At 72.7% G+C, this 13944-nt stretch carries 12 protein-coding genes; 6 read left to right on the forward strand and 6 right to left on the reverse strand.

Features of this window, described 5'->3' with window-relative positions:
• Positions 1-51: 51 nt before the first annotated feature.
• Positions 52-930, reverse strand: coding sequence for a sigma 54 modulation/S30EA ribosomal C-terminal domain-containing protein (locus ACFUUZ_RS30430; RefSeq protein ID WP_378702269.1), 879 nt, complete (start codon positions 928-930; stop codon positions 52-54).
• Between the two features lie 223 nt (positions 931-1153).
• Between ACFUUZ_RS30430 and ACFUUZ_RS30435 the strand changes: the two genes are divergently transcribed.
• From ACFUUZ_RS30435 to ACFUUZ_RS30445, 3 genes are all read left to right on the forward strand, one after another.
• Positions 1154-2875 carry a GAF domain-containing sensor histidine kinase gene (locus ACFUUZ_RS30435; RefSeq protein WP_378702271.1) on the forward strand — a complete coding sequence of 574 codons (1722 nt, stop codon included), beginning with the start codon at positions 1154-1156 and terminating at the stop codon, positions 2873-2875.
• Between the two features lie 211 nt (positions 2876-3086).
• Complete coding sequence (locus tag ACFUUZ_RS30440) at positions 3087-4436, forward strand: diguanylate cyclase domain-containing protein (protein WP_378702273.1); 1350 nt, start codon at positions 3087-3089, stop codon at positions 4434-4436.
• A gap of 120 nt (positions 4437-4556) precedes the next feature.
• Complete coding sequence (locus tag ACFUUZ_RS30445; protein ID WP_378702291.1) at positions 4557-6800, forward strand: HelD family protein; 2244 nt, start codon at positions 4557-4559, stop codon at positions 6798-6800.
• 57 nt (positions 6801-6857) lie between these two features.
• Here the strand turns inward: ACFUUZ_RS30445 and ACFUUZ_RS30450 are convergent, their stop codons facing one another.
• From ACFUUZ_RS30450 to ACFUUZ_RS30460, 3 genes are all read right to left on the reverse strand, one after another.
• Positions 6858-7310, reverse strand: a complete 453-nt coding sequence (locus ACFUUZ_RS30450; RefSeq protein WP_378702275.1) for a universal stress protein — start codon at positions 7308-7310, stop codon at positions 6858-6860.
• 323 nt (positions 7311-7633) lie between these two features.
• Positions 7634-8050, reverse strand: a complete 417-nt coding sequence (locus ACFUUZ_RS30455) for a DoxX family protein (protein ID WP_378702277.1) — start codon at positions 8048-8050, stop codon at positions 7634-7636.
• A 66-nt stretch (positions 8051-8116) separates the two neighbouring features.
• The gene (locus ACFUUZ_RS30460) at positions 8117-9079 is read right to left on the reverse strand and encodes a DUF6597 domain-containing transcriptional factor (protein WP_378702279.1); all 963 of its coding nucleotides are present in this window, start codon (positions 9077-9079) and stop codon (positions 8117-8119) included.
• Between ACFUUZ_RS30460 and ACFUUZ_RS30465 the strand changes: the two genes are divergently transcribed.
• A complete protein-coding gene (locus ACFUUZ_RS30465; RefSeq protein WP_378702281.1) occupies positions 9057-9527 on the forward strand; it encodes a VOC family protein in 471 nt (156 codons plus the stop codon). The genes ACFUUZ_RS30460 and ACFUUZ_RS30465 overlap by 23 nt on opposite strands.
• 5 nt (positions 9528-9532) lie before the next feature.
• Here the strand turns inward: ACFUUZ_RS30465 and uvrB are convergent, their stop codons facing one another.
• Complete coding sequence (uvrB, locus tag ACFUUZ_RS30470; protein ID WP_378702283.1) at positions 9533-11695, reverse strand: excinuclease ABC subunit UvrB; 2163 nt, start codon at positions 11693-11695, stop codon at positions 9533-9535.
• A 69-nt stretch (positions 11696-11764) separates the two neighbouring features.
• Between uvrB and ACFUUZ_RS30475 the strand changes: the two genes are divergently transcribed.
• Positions 11765-12289 carry a DUF402 domain-containing protein gene (locus ACFUUZ_RS30475; protein ID WP_378702285.1) on the forward strand — a complete coding sequence of 175 codons (525 nt, stop codon included), beginning with the start codon at positions 11765-11767 and terminating at the stop codon, positions 12287-12289.
• Here the strand turns inward: ACFUUZ_RS30475 and coaE are convergent.
• Positions 12276-13451, reverse strand: a complete 1176-nt coding sequence (coaE, locus tag ACFUUZ_RS30480; protein WP_378702287.1) for a dephospho-CoA kinase — start codon at positions 13449-13451, stop codon at positions 12276-12278. The genes ACFUUZ_RS30475 and coaE overlap by 14 nt on opposite strands.
• 260 nt (positions 13452-13711) lie before the next feature.
• Here coaE and ACFUUZ_RS30485 point away from each other — a divergent pair, with 260 nt between their 5' ends.
• Positions 13712-13924, forward strand: a complete 213-nt coding sequence (locus tag ACFUUZ_RS30485) for a hypothetical protein (protein WP_378702289.1) — start codon at positions 13712-13714, stop codon at positions 13922-13924.
• The last annotated feature ends 20 nt before the right edge of the window (positions 13925-13944 follow it).

Genomic DNA, 13944 nt, shown 5'->3' on the forward strand with positions numbered 1-13944 from the left:
CCGCTCGGCCACCCCTGCCCATCCGGCGACCGGGTCGCCGGACCGGCGGGCTCACCCCGCGGCGGCGGGCGTGACCAGGGTGAGATCGCCGTCGTAGCGGCGGTAGAGCAGGGCGCCGCGGCCGGTGGCGGTGTCGGTGAAGAACAGGAAGGGCAGGCCCGCGCGGCAGAGCCGGTGCGCGGCGGCGGCCTTGGTCAGCACCGGCGCGGGCGCGGCCGCGGTGCGCACCGGGAGCGCGCCGACGCTCAGCGGCCCGGTCACGGGCGAGGCGGCGGGCCGGGTCGAGCGCTGCCGGACGAGCCCGGCGCCGAACCCGTCGACCCAGTGCACGACGGCGTCCTCCCCGGTCTCGGCGTCCACGAACAGGTACGCCTCGTAGTCCATGGCGTCCAGGATGGCGGCCGCCTCGGCGACGGTGCCGTCCAGCAGCAGGCACTGCTTGCTGCGCACGATCGGCCGCACCGCGGTGACCGCGGTGAGCGGCGGCCTGGCCGGATCCGGCCAGGCCCGCGCCTCGCCCGCGGCCGCGCGCGCCAGCCTGCGGTCCAGCCGCTCGGCGGCGAAGGTCACCGCGAAGCCGCGCGGGCCGGTGACCTGCACCCGGGTCGGCAGGTCGCGCAGGCAGAGGTTGGCCTGCACCAGCGTCGGCTCGCCGGGGCGGGCGGGCGCCGTCACCCTGACCCTGGTGGTGGCGTCCAGCCGGTGCCTGCGCAGCACCCGGCCGATGGCGCGCACCGCGCGGGTGACCTCGGCTGGCTCCACCTCGCCGGAGGTGGTCACCGCGAGCACCGGGTCGCCCGCGGTGGTCCACTGCTGCACCGCCCGCTCGGGCGCGGGCGTGCTGCGGAGCCGGCCCGCCGCCACCGGGCGGCGGCGCATCGCCACCGACCGCGGCGCGGACGATCGGCGCACCCGTTTCGACGAATCCATCTGCCACACCCCACTTCCGATTCGTTCCCGGAGACCATGCAACAGCCGCTCACCGCAAGGGACCAGGGTCGAAAGTCCTCTGTCACCGGCCCGGGCGTGCGACACGGCCCGGCGCGGGCCGTCGCGCGGACCCGGCGTTCTAGACTGAGTTCGCGCGGCCGGTGCCGCGCGCGAGGGGTTTTCGAGTTCGGGCGCCGACGCCCGGCAGCAGGGGAATGCGCGGATGACCGACGAGAACGGCAGCGATCCCTACTCGGTGCGCGACACCCTCTCCCAGCTGCGGCTGCGCGAGCTGCTGGGCGAGGTGAAGGAGCGGGTCGAGCTCATCATCGATTCCAGGGACCGGATGGACGGCCTGGTCGAGGCGATGCTCACGGTGACCGCGGGGCTGGACCTGGACGACACCCTCAAGGCCATCGTGCACGCCGCCACCCAGCTGGTGGACGCGCGCTACGGCGCGCTCGCGGTGCGCGGCCACGACGAGCAGGTGGTCCAGTTCCTGGACGAGGGGATCGACGACGCCACCAGGGCGCGGATCGCCACCCAGCCCGCCGGGCACGGCGTGCTCGGCACGGTCTTCGGGCACACCCGCCCGGTCCGGCTGGACGACCTCACCGCGCACCCGGACTCGGTCGGCTTCCCGCCGGGGCACCCGCCGATGCGCACCTTCCTCGGGGTCTCGGTGCGGATCAGGGAGGAGGTCTTCGGCAGCCTCTACCTGACCGAGAAGGCGGGCGGCCAGCCCTTCACCGAGGACGACGACGTGCTGGTGCAGGCGCTCGCCGCGGCGGCGGGGACCGCCGTGGACAACGCCAGGCTGTACGAGTCGGCGCGCACCAGGCAGGCCTGGATCGAGGCCACCCGCGACATCGCCACCGAGTTCCTGGCGGGCACCGACTCGGACCGGGTGCTGGCCCACGTGGTCGACCACGCCCGCACGCTGAGCGGCTCGCACCAGGCCTTCCTGGCCAGCGCGCCGATGCGGGTCGCGGGCGGCACGCCGGTGCGGGAGCTGGTGGTGACCCAGTGGGTCGGGCCGGACGCGGGCGCCGACTGGCAGCCGGTGCGGATCGCGGGCACCGCGCTCGGCGAGGCCTTCACCCGGCGCACCCCGCTGCGCTGGGACGACGTCGGCGGCATCGACCTCGGGGTGCCGCTGCGCAATGCCGGGCCGGTGCTCGTGCTCCCGCTCTGCACCCCGGACAGCACGCTCGGCGTGCTGGTCACCGTGCGGCCCGCCGGCTTCGCGCCGTTCGACGACGAGCTGGTCGAGCTGACCGCCGCCTTCACCGACCAGGCCGCGCTGGCCATGCAGCTCGCCGACGCCCAGCAGCGGGTGCGCGAGCTGGACCTGGTCGCCGACCGCGACCGGATCGCCCGCGACCTGCACGACCACGTCATCCAGCGGCTCTTCGCCATCGGGCTGGCGCTGCAGAGCACGCTGCCGCAGGTCGAAGGGCCCCTCGTGCGGGAGCGGCTCGGCGCCACCATCGACGACCTGCACGAGGTGGTGCAGGAGATCCGGACCTCGATCTTCGACCTGCACGGCGGGGTCGGGCTGCAGCAGCGGCTCGCCGACGCGGTGCGGCAGCAGACCGCGGAGACCGCGCTCCACGCCGACCTGCGGATCACCGGCCCGGTGGACGCGCTCGCGCCGGAGCTGGCCGACCACACCGAGGCGGTGGTGCGGGAGGCGGTGAGCAACGCGGTGCGGCACTCCGGCGCCGACACCGTGCTGGTCGAGGTGGCCGCGGGCAGCGCGCTCACCGTGGTGGTCACCGACAACGGCTGGGGCATCCCGCACCACGTGGCGCGCTCCGGGCTGCGCAACCTGGAGCAGCGCGCCGAGTCGGCGGGCGGCTCGCTGGCGGTGGCCACCGCGGGGCCGGACAGCGACCCGAGCACCTACCCGGGCACCAGGCTGCGCTGGTCGGTCCCGCTCTGACCGGGCGGTGCGTACGCTGCGGTAACGGAAACGGTGCGCCCGATCGACATATGATCACGAGTACTGCTCTGGACGGCTTCTGCGGCACCGGGCATGATCTGTGCTCCTCCGCCGGCTCCCGGCGGCGAACCGGTCCCCCGCGGCCAGGCGCGAGTGGCTGCCGTTCCGACAGGTGTGGCGCGACGACCGGGACGAACGATCGGGGAGCGGAGTGGGTGAGGACGGCACCGCAGCTGCTGCAGGCACGCCGGCCGCCGAGGCGCGGGCGGCGAGCGCCGAGCTGCTCGCCCAGCGCTACCGCTCGCTGGTCGAGCACATCCCGGACGGCGTCTGCGTGCACGAGCGCGGCACCGTCGTCTACGTGAACCCCGCCGCGGTCCGGCTGGTCGGTGCCGCATCCGCCGCCGAGGTGGTCGGCAGGCCGCTCACCGACTTCGTGCACCCCCGCTTCGTGCCCGCCATGCTGAACCGGATCGCCCGGCTCGCCGACGAGGGCGCGGCCTCGCCGCCCGCCGAGATGACGCTGCTCCGGGTGGACGGCGGCACCGTCGACGTGCAGACCGTCGCGGTGCGCACGCCGTGGCACGACCACCTCGCGTACCAGGTGGTGATCCACGACCTCACCGCGCAGCGCACCGCCGAGGCCGCGCAGCACCGCGCCGAGCAGCACTTCACCACCGTGGTGGAGCAGCTGGAGGAGGGCGTGGTGGTGATCGACCGGGACGGCCGGATCGAGTCCATCAACCCGGCCGCGCGGCGCATCTTCGGCGTGCTCACCGGGGTCGACCCGATCGGCTGCCGGATCGAGGAGCTGCCGCTCACCCTGCTGGACGCCGCCGCGCGCCCGCTCGCCCCCGCCAGGCACCAGGTGGCGCGCACCCTGGCCACCGGCGAGACCATCACCGGCTACGTCTTCGGGGTGGACCGGCACGACGGGCAGCGCCGCTGGCTCTCCGGCAGCAGCAGGCTGCTCAACCCGCACGACCCCGGCTCCTCGGCGGTCTCCTCGTTCGCCGACATCACCGAGTTCCGGGCCAGCCGACGGCAATTGGAGTACCAGGCGACGCACGACTCGCTCACCGGGCTGGCGAACCGCTCGCTGGTGCTGGCCCGGCTGGCCGAGGCGCTGGCCGCGGGCGACGAGCAGCCGGTCTCGCTGGTGCTCTTCATCGACCTGGACGGCTTCAAGGCGATCAACGACACGCTCGGGCACGCCATCGGCGACACCGTGCTGCAGATCGTGGCGCAGCGGCTGCAGCGCGCGCTGCGCGCCGACGACGTGGTCGGCAGGCTCGGCGGCGACGAGTTCCTGGTCCTGGTCGCCGGGCGCTCCCGCCCCGCCGACCGGCAGGCGCTGGTGCACCGGCTGCGGGCCGCCATGGCGGAGCCGATCATCGCGCGCGGGCACCGGATCGAGGTCGAGGCCTCGGTCGGCGCCACCGATCTGATCCCCGGCGACGGCCGCACCCCGGAGGCGGTGCTGCACGACGCCGACGTGGCGATGTACCAGGCCAAGCCGGGTGGTGACCGTGGCCACCCGACCAGCACGCACGCCTCCTGACCGCCCCCGGCCGGAGTAGACTCGATCGTTCCGTTCTCCGGTTGCGCGCGCCGTGCGCAGCGGACTCCCCACCCGGCCGAGAAGGAGTTCAGTGTGCCCGAAGGCCGCGACGCCGACCTGATGACCGAGCAGGAGTACCTGACCGCGCTCTACGAGCGGCTGGACGCCATGCGCGAGTACGCGCGGAACCGGCTGCGCACCGTGCTGCTGGAGACCGGCGGCACCCCGCAGGCGCGCAGCGAGCGTGAATCGTTCACCCAGCTCTACAGCGAGGACCTGGCCAAGTACGACGCCGCCGAGCACGGGCTCTGCTTCGGCCGGATCGACCTGGACCCGGAGCAGTCCGAGGACGCCCGCCGCTACATCGGCAGGCTCGGCATCCTGGACGAGGAGCACGACTACGACCCGCTGCTGCTGGACTGGCGCGCCCCGCTGGCCCGGCCCTTCTACCTGGCCACCACCGCCATGCCGGAGGGGGTGCGGCGGCGCAGGCACATCCGCTCGCGCAACCGCGGGGTGACCGCGCTGCACGACGAGTACCTGGCCGTCGAGGCGCTGGACGCGGCGGGCGCGGCGCAGCCGGACGGCGGCGTCGGCGGCGAGAGCGCGCTGCTCGCCGCGCTGAACGCGGCCCGCACCGGGCACATGAACGACATCGTCGAGACCATCCAGAGCGAGCAGGACGCGATCATCCGCTCCGAGCACAAGAGCGTGCTCGTGGTGCAGGGCGGGCCGGGCACCGGCAAGACCGCGGTGGCGCTGCACCGCGCCGCCTACCTGCTCTACACCTACCGCCAGCAGCTGGCCAAGAGCGGCGTGCTGATCATCGGCCCGAACGCCACCTTCCTGGACTACATCGGGCAGGTGCTGCCCTCGCTCGGCGAGACCGGCGTGCTGCTCTCCACCATCGGCGACCTCTACCCCGGGGTGAAGGCGACCAGGGCGGACAGCCTGCGCGCCGGTGAGCTCAAGGGCTCGCTCGACATCCTCCCGGTGCTCAAGCAGGCCGTGCGGGACCGGCAGGAGGTGCCGAGGGAGCCGATCCGGCTGCGCTTCGACAGCTACCCGGTGACGCTGGATCGCGGCATCGCGACCAAGGCGCGCGGCCGCGCCCGCTCGTCCCGGCGCCCGCACAACCTGGCCAGGCCGGTCTTCGCCGCCTCGGTGATCGAGGCGCTCACCGAGCAGCTCGCCGCCACCATGGGCGCCAACCTGGTCGGCGCGGAGAGCCTGCTCAGCCCGGCCGACCTCGGCGACATCAGGGACGAGATGCGCGCCGACCCCGAGGTGCAGGCCGCCATCGACCGGCTCTGGCCCACGCTCTCGCCGCAGGAGGTGCTCGCCGACCTGCTGGCCCAGCCGGAGCGGCTGGCCCGGGTCGCGAAGACCATGCCGGAGGCCGACCGCGCCGCGCTGCACCGCGCCGACACCGGCGAGTTCAGCGCCGCCGACGCGCCCCTGCTCGACGAGCTGGCCGAGCTGCTCGGGGTGGACGACGCCGAGGAGCGGGAGCGCTCCCGGCGGCGCTGGCGGGCCCGGCTGGAGGAGGCGCAGGACGCGCTGGACATCCTCACCGGCTCCGCGCCGCAGGACCTGGAGGACGAGCTGGACCCGGAGATCCTGATGGCCTACGACCTGATCGACGCCGGGCAGCTGGCCGAGCGGCAGAACGTGCGCACCAGCCAGACCACCGCCGAGCGCGCCGCGGGCGACCGCACCTGGACCTACGGCCACGTCATCGTGGACGAGGCGCAGGAGCTCTCGGCCATGGCCTGGCGAATGGTCATGCGGCGCATCCCGAACCGGTGGATCACCGCGGTCGGCGACGTGGCGCAGACCGGCGACCCCGCGGGCGCCTCGTCCTGGCAGGAGATCCTGGAGCCGTACGTGGCGCGGCGCTGGAAGCTGGCCGAACTCACCGTCAACTACCGCACCCCCGCCGAGATCATGGAGGTGGCCGCGGGCGTGCTGGCCGCCATCGATCCGGTGGCCGCGGCGCCGCGCTCGATCCGGGCCACCGGGGTGGCACCGAAGGCGGCGCGGGTCGCGCCGGGGGAGCTGGCCGAGGCGGTGGCGAAGGCGGTGGCCGCCGAGACCGGGCCCGGCACCGCAGCGGTGATCGTGCCGCACGAACTGGTGGCCGCGCTGCCCGAGCCGCCGCGGGAGTCGGTGCGGGTGCTCACCGTCGCCGAGGTCAAGGGGCTGGAGTTCGACGCGGTGATCCTGGTCGAGCCGGGAGCGATCGTCGCGGAGTCGCCGCGCGGGCGCAATGACCTCTACGTCGCGCTGACCCGCGCGACACAGCGGCTCACCGTCCTGCACACCGCCGACCTCCCCGCCGAACTGGGCATGCTCGCCTCCTGAGGACGCACCGCGGCCCCGCCCGATCGGATCGGCGGGGCCGCGGTGGAAAGACCTGCGTCAGCGCACGGTGTGCACGATCAGCACGTCCGAGCGGGACTTGCGCGCGACATCGGACGGCACCGAGCCGAGCAACCGGCCCGCGAGGGTGTTCAACCCCCGGTTGCCGACCACGAGCAGATCGGCCTCGACCTCGCGCACCAGGTTGAGCAGCGAATCGACCGGCTCGCCGACGATCGACCGCTCCACGATGTTCTTGGCGCCCGCGGCCGTCGCCTTGTCCCGCGCGATCCGCAGGATCTCGTTGGTCGGCGCGGAGCCGCGCACCTGGTAGGCCTCGTCCTTGAGCACGTCCGCTGCGGCGGCGACATCGCGGTCGTCCGTCGGGTAGAACGCGCAGGCCACGATCAGGGCGGCGTCGGAAACGCCTGCCAGCGCCGCGGCCTTCTCCACGGCCACGTACGACGAGTCCGATCCATCGGTACCGACGACAATGGTCCGGTAGGCGGTCATCTCTCCTCCAACGACTCAGGGCGGGTCCGGTCCGGTGCCTGGCTGAGACACGCACCGGGCGGTGACTGCGACCGACCATAGCGGCAAAACCCCGGAGAATTTAAGAAATCGCAACACATCACATCCGCGTCCCCGGCCCATTCCGGTGATCCCACGCACGGCGAGTTCCCTCATCTGCCGCGACAACCTGGGCGGACGCGGCGTCCGCGGCGCCGATCTGTGAAGTGTCACAGGCGAATCGAAGCGTATTGCCGCGGTAAGACATTCGTCACAGCGCCGCTCCGCCCGCCGGTTTCCGGCGGGAAATGCGTACCGCGCCGGGGTCAGTTCAGGTGGAAGAGCGGGCCGGTGAGCGTCAGCCCGAGCTCCGGCGTGTGCGCGAAGAAGGCGAAGAGCGCGAGCGCGGCGCCGCCGAGCGCGACGTCCTTGTTGAAGCCGATCATCTCCATCTGCTTGGTCTCGGGGTCGGTCTCCTTCCAGAACGGGTGCATGAGCACCGCGGTCGGCAGCAGGAACAGCACCAGCAGCAACGATCCGAGGTCGGCCCAGACGCCGAGCAGCACGCTCAGCGCGCCGATCAGCATGAGCACCCCGGAGCCGAGCACGGCGAGCTTGGGGGCGGGGACGCCCCGGCTCTGCGCGTACCCGGCCATGGCGTCCGCCTGGCTCAGGTGCCCCGCGGCGGAGCCGAGGAACAGCAGCGCGAACAAGATCCGCCCGATCAACACCACGACATCCATGACCCGCTCCTTCGCGGCAGGGAATCCGACCGGAACAATTGTCCCGCCGATGCCGCCGGATATCCGCTATCGAACCGAAGAAACGACCGAATCGTGTCCGGGGACGGGTGCGCGGGCGGAATTGCGCGCGTATTCCAGCGGCGGCATCCCGATTTCGGCGGAGAATTCCCGGCAGAAATGCGCCTGGTCGAAATAGCCGAGCTCCAGTGCGAGCGCGGCCAGGTCGGCGCCGCGGCCGCAGGCGAGCAGGTGCGCGCCGTCCTGCAGCCGGTAGCGGCGCAGCACCCACTTCGGGCCCGCGCCGACGTAGCGGCGGAAGAGCCGCTGCAGGGTGCGGACCGGAATGTCGAACCGCGCGGTGACCTGGTCGACCCTGGTGAGCTCGCGGTCCCGCTCCATCGCCGCGACGACGGCGAGCACCAGGTCGTACTGCGGGTCGGCGGCGGCCACCCGGCCGGTGAGGTCCGCCTCGACGAGCGCGGCGCGCGCTTCGTCGTCGGCGGCGGCGAGCACCCGCCCGGCCAGCTCGTCGGCGCCGGGCAGCACCGCGCCGAGCGGCAGCCGCCGGTCGCGCAGCGCGCCGACGTCGAGCCCGGTGAAGGCGCCGAAGCCGCCGGGGTGGAAGCGCAGCCCGAAGGTGTGGCCGCGGCCGGTGAGCTCGCGCTCGAAGCGGGCGGTGCAGACGCCGTTGACGAAGCCGCCGCGCTGCTCCTCGCTCGCCTCGAAGGTGACGTTGACGCACGGGTGGGAGAGCACCTCGGCCCGGTACGGCGGCTGCCCGCGCAGGTCCCAGCGCACCGCCCAGTACCAGGCCACGTAGCGGTCGAGCGCGGGGCCGACCGGCAGCCGGTGCAGCGAGCGGTGCCTGGCCTGCTCGCCGGGGTGCAGGATGCCCTTCAGGCTGTCCCGCGCGCTGATCCCGCCGCGGATGGGCGCGGGCCGCTCGTCAGCCACGGTGTCGCGTTCTTCCAAGATCGGGGCGCGCGGCGGGGGCAGGGTGGAGCCCATGACGAACACCGTGAACCCCATCCCGAACGGCTACCACTCGATCACCTGTTTCCTCGCGGTGCCGGACGGCAATGCCGCGCTGGATTTCTACACGGCGGTGCTCGGCGCCGAGGTGCTGAGCCGCAACGACCTCCCCGACGGGCAGCCCGCGCACGCCGAGGTGAAGGTCGGGGACGCCACCTTCCAGGTCGGGCTGCCCATCCCGGACAACGGCGTGCGCGCGCCGGAGCAGGGCTGGGTGCACACCTCGATCGTGCACTACTGCCCGGACGTGGACGGCGTGGTCGAGCGGGCCGCCGCGCACGGCGCGACCGTGCTGGAGCAGCCGGCCACCTTCGTCACCGGCGACCGCTTCGGCGTCTTCCTCGACCCGTTCGGGCACCGCTGGGTGGCCATGACCCGGGTCGAGGACGTCTCCCCCGATGAGGCCGAGCGCCGGGTGAACGAGTGGATGGCCCAGCAGGGCTGACCCGCTCACGACAGCCCGGCGGCGTCCATGCCGCGCAGCTCCTTCTTCAGGTCGGCGATCTCGTCCCTGAGCCGCCCCGCGAGCTCGAACTGCAGCTCGCGGGCGGCGTTCATCATCTGCGCGGTGAGCTCGGCGACCAGGTCGGCCAGCTCGGCGCGCGGCATGGACGAGGTGTCGCGGCCCTCGTAGACGCCCGCGCTGACCGCGCGGCCCGGTTCGCCCTGGGCCCGCCTGCCGCGGCTGGCATTGCGGCCGGAGCCGCCGACCGCCACCTGGTCGTCGGCCTCCTGGTAGACCTGATCCAGGATGTCGGCGATCTTCTTGCGCAGCGGCATCGGGTCGATGCCCATCTTCTCGTTGTAGGCCACCTGCTTGGCCCGGCGCCGGTCGGTCTCCTCGATGGCGTGCCGCATGGAGTCGGTGACGGTGTCGGCGTACATGTGCACCTGCCCGGAGACATTGCGGGCGGCGCGGCCGATGGTCTGAATCAGGCTGGTGCTGCTGCGCAGGAACCCCTCCTTGTCGGCGTCCAGGATGGCGACCAGCGAGACCTCGGGCAGGTCGAGCCCCTCGCGCAGCAGGTTGATGCCGACCAGCACGTCGTACTCGCCGAGCCGGAGCTGGCGCAGCAGCTCCACCCGGCGCAGCGTGTCGATCTCGGAGTGCAGGTAGCGCACCCGGACGCCGAGGCCGAGCAGGTAGTCGGTGAGATCCTCGGCCATCTTCTTGGTGAGCGTGGTGACCAGCACCCGCTCGTCCTTCTCGGTGCGCAACCGGATCTCGTGCACCAGGTCGTCGATCTGGCCCTTGGTCGGCTTGACCACCACCTCGGGGTCGACCAGCCCGGTCGGGCGGATGACCTGCTCGACCACCTCGCCGCCGGTCTGCCCCAGCTCGTACGGGCCAGGCGTGGCCGAGAGGTACACCGCCTGGCCGATCCGCTCGGCGAACTCCTCCCAGGTGAGCGGGCGGTTGTCCACCGCCGACGGCAGCCGGAAGCCGAACTCCACCAGGTTCCGCTTGCGCGACATGTCGCCCTCGTACATGCCGCCGATCTGCGGCACCGTGACGTGCGATTCGTCGATCACCAGGAGGAAATCCTCCGGGAAGTAGTCGAGCAGGGTGGCGGGCGCCGAGCCCGCGGGCCTGCCGTCGATGTGCCGGGAGTAGTTCTCGATGCCGGAGCAGAACCCGACCTGGCGGATCATCTCCAGGTCGTACTGGGTGCGCATGCGCAGCCGCTGCGCCTCCAGCAGCTTGCCCTGCCGCTCCAGCTCGGCCAGCCGCTGCTCCAGCTCGGCCTCGATGTCGCGCACCGCGCGCTCCATCCGCTCCGGGCCCGCGACGTAGTGCGTGGCCGGGAAGATGCGCACGGTGTCGACCTTGCGCACCACGTCGCCGGTGAGCGGGTGCAGGTAGTAGAGCGCCTCGATCTCGTCGCCGAAGAACTCGATGCGGACCGCGAGCTCCTCGTAGGACGGGATGATCTCCACGGTGTCGCCGCGCACCCGGAACGAGCCGCGGGTGAAGGACATGTCGTTGCGGGTGTACTGCACGTCGACCAGCAGCCGGAGCAGCGCGTCCCGGTCCACCTCGCCGCCGACCTCCAGCTGCACCGAGCGGTCCAGGTAGGACTGCGGGGTGCCGAGGCCGTAGATGCAGGAGACCGAGGCGACCACGATCACGTCGCGCCGGGAGAGCAGGCTCGAGGTCGCCGAGTGGCGCAGCCGCTCCACGTCGTCGTTGATCGAGCTGTCCTTCTCGATGTAGGTGTCGGTCTGCGCGATGTACGCCTCGGGCTGGTAGTAGTCGTAGTACGAGACGAAGTACTCGACCGCGTTGTGCGGGAACATCTCCCGCAGCTCGTTCGCCAGCTGGGCGGCGAGCGTCTTGTTCGGGGCCATCACCAGCGTCGGCCGCTGCAGCTTCTCCACCAGCCACGCCGTCGTCGCCGACTTGCCGGTGCCGGTGGCGCCGAGCAGCACCACGTCGCGCTCCCCCGCCCGGATCCGGCGCTCCAGCTCGGCGATGGCGGCGGGCTGGTCACCGGCGGGCTTGTGGTCGCTGACGACCCGGAACTCGGCCTCGGCACGCTCGATCTCGCCCACCGGGCGGAACTCCGAGTGGGCCAGCGGGGTCCCCTCCGGGATCTCGGTTGCGAATGCCATGCTCACCAGGGTAGGCGGAGCCACCGACACACTCCGGGGTCGCGGGCGGCGCCCGGTACATTTCCGGTCATGACAGACGCGCAGGGGGTACCGGTGCATCGGCCCAAGGTCGAGCACTTCGATCTGGTGGCGCGCACCAACACCGACAACAAGGGGTTCGTGCGGCCGGTCGATGTGTACCGGGAGGAGCCGTGGGGGCTGTACATGTCGCGCACCGCCGACCACCCCCGCTTCGAGCACATGGAGTCCTGGCTGCTGCCCGACCTCGGGGTGCGCGCCACGATCTTCCACTTCCGGCCCGGCGAGGTCCGGGATCAGGACGTCTACCTGGATATCGGGGTGTTCCGCCCGGTCGCCCCGCGCCGCTGGCGCGCGCTCGACCACTACCTCGACATCGCGGTGCAGAACGGCAGGGAGGCCGAGCTGCTCGACACCGACGAGCTGCTCGCGGCGCTGGAGGCCGGGCTCATCGATGCCGCGGCCGCGGAGGCTGCCGTGCTCAACGCGACGTATGCCGTCGAGGGGCTGGCCGCGCACAGGTACTCGGTGGACGCATGGGCCGCGTCGCTCGGCATGGAACTCAGCTGGCGCTGAGCCGCGCGTACACCGCGTCGAAGAAGGGCTCCTTGACGGCGAGGTAGGCGTCCATGGCCGCACGGCCGGTCAGCCCCTCCGCTTCGGCCTCGCCCTTGCGCTTGACCGCGAGGTACTCGGCGCGCAGCTCGGGGTCGGCGCGCAGCGCGTCCCGGAAGGCGAGCGCGAAGCGGGCGCCGGGCGAGCCGTCGACCCGTAAGTGGATATTGGCGGGCCGCCCGGGGTCGGCGCTGTTGTGCAGCCGCTTCTCCCAGCGGCCCGGGTCGTCGTCGGCGGGCTTGGGGTTGTCGAACCGGTGCTCGCTCGCGGGGAATCCGGCGGCGACCAGGGCGTCGCGCAGCCCGTCGGCGGCGTCCAGGCCGGGCACGGTGATCTGGATGTCGAGCACGTCCTTGGCCGGGAGGTCCTGGACCGAGGTGGAGCCGGTGTGCTCGATGCTCGTCGCCACGCCGCCGCAGGCAAGCCACAGCCGGTTGATGAGTCGCTGCGCCTGCGCGGCCCACTCGGGGTCCGGGCCTGCCAGCAGCACCGACTCCGGCTTGGCCGCGGTACCGGTGCGCAGGTTGCGCTCGAAGGGCAGCAGCCGCTCGGCCCAGAGGGCGCGCACGATCGGGTCGAGCGAGCCGGGCTCGCCGCTGTTGTCCAGCCAGACGTCGGCGGCGGCGCGGCGCTGCTCGTCGGTGGCCTGGCTGGCGATCCGCGCCCGCGCGTCGGCCTCGTTGACGCCGCGGAACTCGACCAGCCTGCGCAGCCGCAGCTCGGCGGGGGCGTGCACCACCAGCACCAGGTTCATCATGGGCGCGAGGTTGTTCTCCACCAGCAGCGGGACGTCCTGCACCACGATGGCGTCGGCGGGGGCGGCGGCGAAGAGCTCCGCGGTGCGCGCGCCGACCAGGGGGTGCACGATGCCGTTGAGCGCGGTCCTGGATTCGTCGTCGGCGAAGGCGATGGCGGCCAGCGCGGGGCGGTCCAGGCTGCCGTCGGCGGCGAGGATGCCGTCGCCGAAGCGCTCGACCAGGGCGGCCAGCCCCGGGGTGCCCGGCGCGACCACCTCGCGCGCGATGGCGTCGGAGTCGATGAGGACGCCGCCGAGCTCGGTCAGGATCCGCGCCACCGTCGACTTGCCCGCTCCCATGCCTCCGGTGAGGCCGATCCGCAACATGGGAGACAGTCTCGCACGAGGTGCCGATCAGTCTTGGTACCCATCGGGCACCCCGAATCCACCTGAATTCCGGCGGCTGCCCGATCCGTGACGCTGCCGAGATCAATTCGCAACAATTTCCGTGCGACCCGCGTCGGCAACGATAACTTTCCGACATGCTGCGGCGTTTTCCAGGACGAAGTACTGGGCCGATCGGAAGATTTCCGATACTGTTCGCCCTGGCGAATTACGGCCACGTCAGCACCAGGTAAAGGACACCCATGCGCAGCGAACTGAACCGGGCGGGTCGCCACCGCCTCGGCATGCCGGGGGGAGTGCACTGTATTCGCCACCCCGCCGTGGCGGCGGCGATCGCCGAGTACCGCCGCCCGTGGCTGACGGCCCTGCTGAGCCCGGCCAGGCACAGTTTCGTGTCGTCGCGAAAACGCCCGCTGTTCTCGGTCGCCCGCTGGATCCCGGCCACCGCCAACTGAACCCCTCTACGACCGTGGCC

It is taken from the genome of Nocardia sp. NPDC057353 (assembly GCF_042667085.1).
Classification (GTDB): domain Bacteria; phylum Actinomycetota; class Actinomycetes; order Mycobacteriales; family Mycobacteriaceae; genus Nocardia.

Excerpts from the sequence above, each read along its gene's own strand:
- ACFUUZ_RS30430 (WP_378702269.1), bottom strand. The coding sequence starts at position 930 with ATGGATTCGTCGAAACGGGTGCGCCGATCGTCCGCGCCGCGGTCGGTG.
- ACFUUZ_RS30435 (WP_378702271.1), top strand. The coding sequence starts at position 1,154 with ATGACCGACGAGAACGGCAGCGATCCCTACTCGGTGCGCGACACCCTC.
- ACFUUZ_RS30445 (WP_378702291.1), top strand. The coding sequence starts at position 4,557 with ATGACCGAGCAGGAGTACCTGACCGCGCTCTACGAGCGGCTGGACGCC.
- ACFUUZ_RS30450 (WP_378702275.1), bottom strand. The coding sequence starts at position 7,310 with ATGACCGCCTACCGGACCATTGTCGTCGGTACCGATGGATCGGACTCG.
- ACFUUZ_RS30455 (WP_378702277.1), bottom strand. The coding sequence starts at position 8,050 with ATGGATGTCGTGGTGTTGATCGGGCGGATCTTGTTCGCGCTGCTGTTC.
- ACFUUZ_RS30465 (WP_378702281.1), top strand. The coding sequence starts at position 9,057 with ATGACGAACACCGTGAACCCCATCCCGAACGGCTACCACTCGATCACC.
- ACFUUZ_RS30460 (WP_378702279.1), bottom strand. The coding sequence starts at position 9,079 with ATGGGGTTCACGGTGTTCGTCATGGGCTCCACCCTGCCCCCGCCGCGC.
- uvrB (WP_378702283.1), bottom strand. The coding sequence starts at position 11,695 with ATGGCATTCGCAACCGAGATCCCGGAGGGGACCCCGCTGGCCCACTCG.
- ACFUUZ_RS30475 (WP_378702285.1), top strand. The coding sequence starts at position 11,765 with ATGACAGACGCGCAGGGGGTACCGGTGCATCGGCCCAAGGTCGAGCAC.
- coaE (WP_378702287.1), bottom strand. The coding sequence starts at position 13,451 with ATGTTGCGGATCGGCCTCACCGGAGGCATGGGAGCGGGCAAGTCGACG.
- ACFUUZ_RS30485 (WP_378702289.1), top strand. The coding sequence starts at position 13,712 with ATGCGCAGCGAACTGAACCGGGCGGGTCGCCACCGCCTCGGCATGCCG.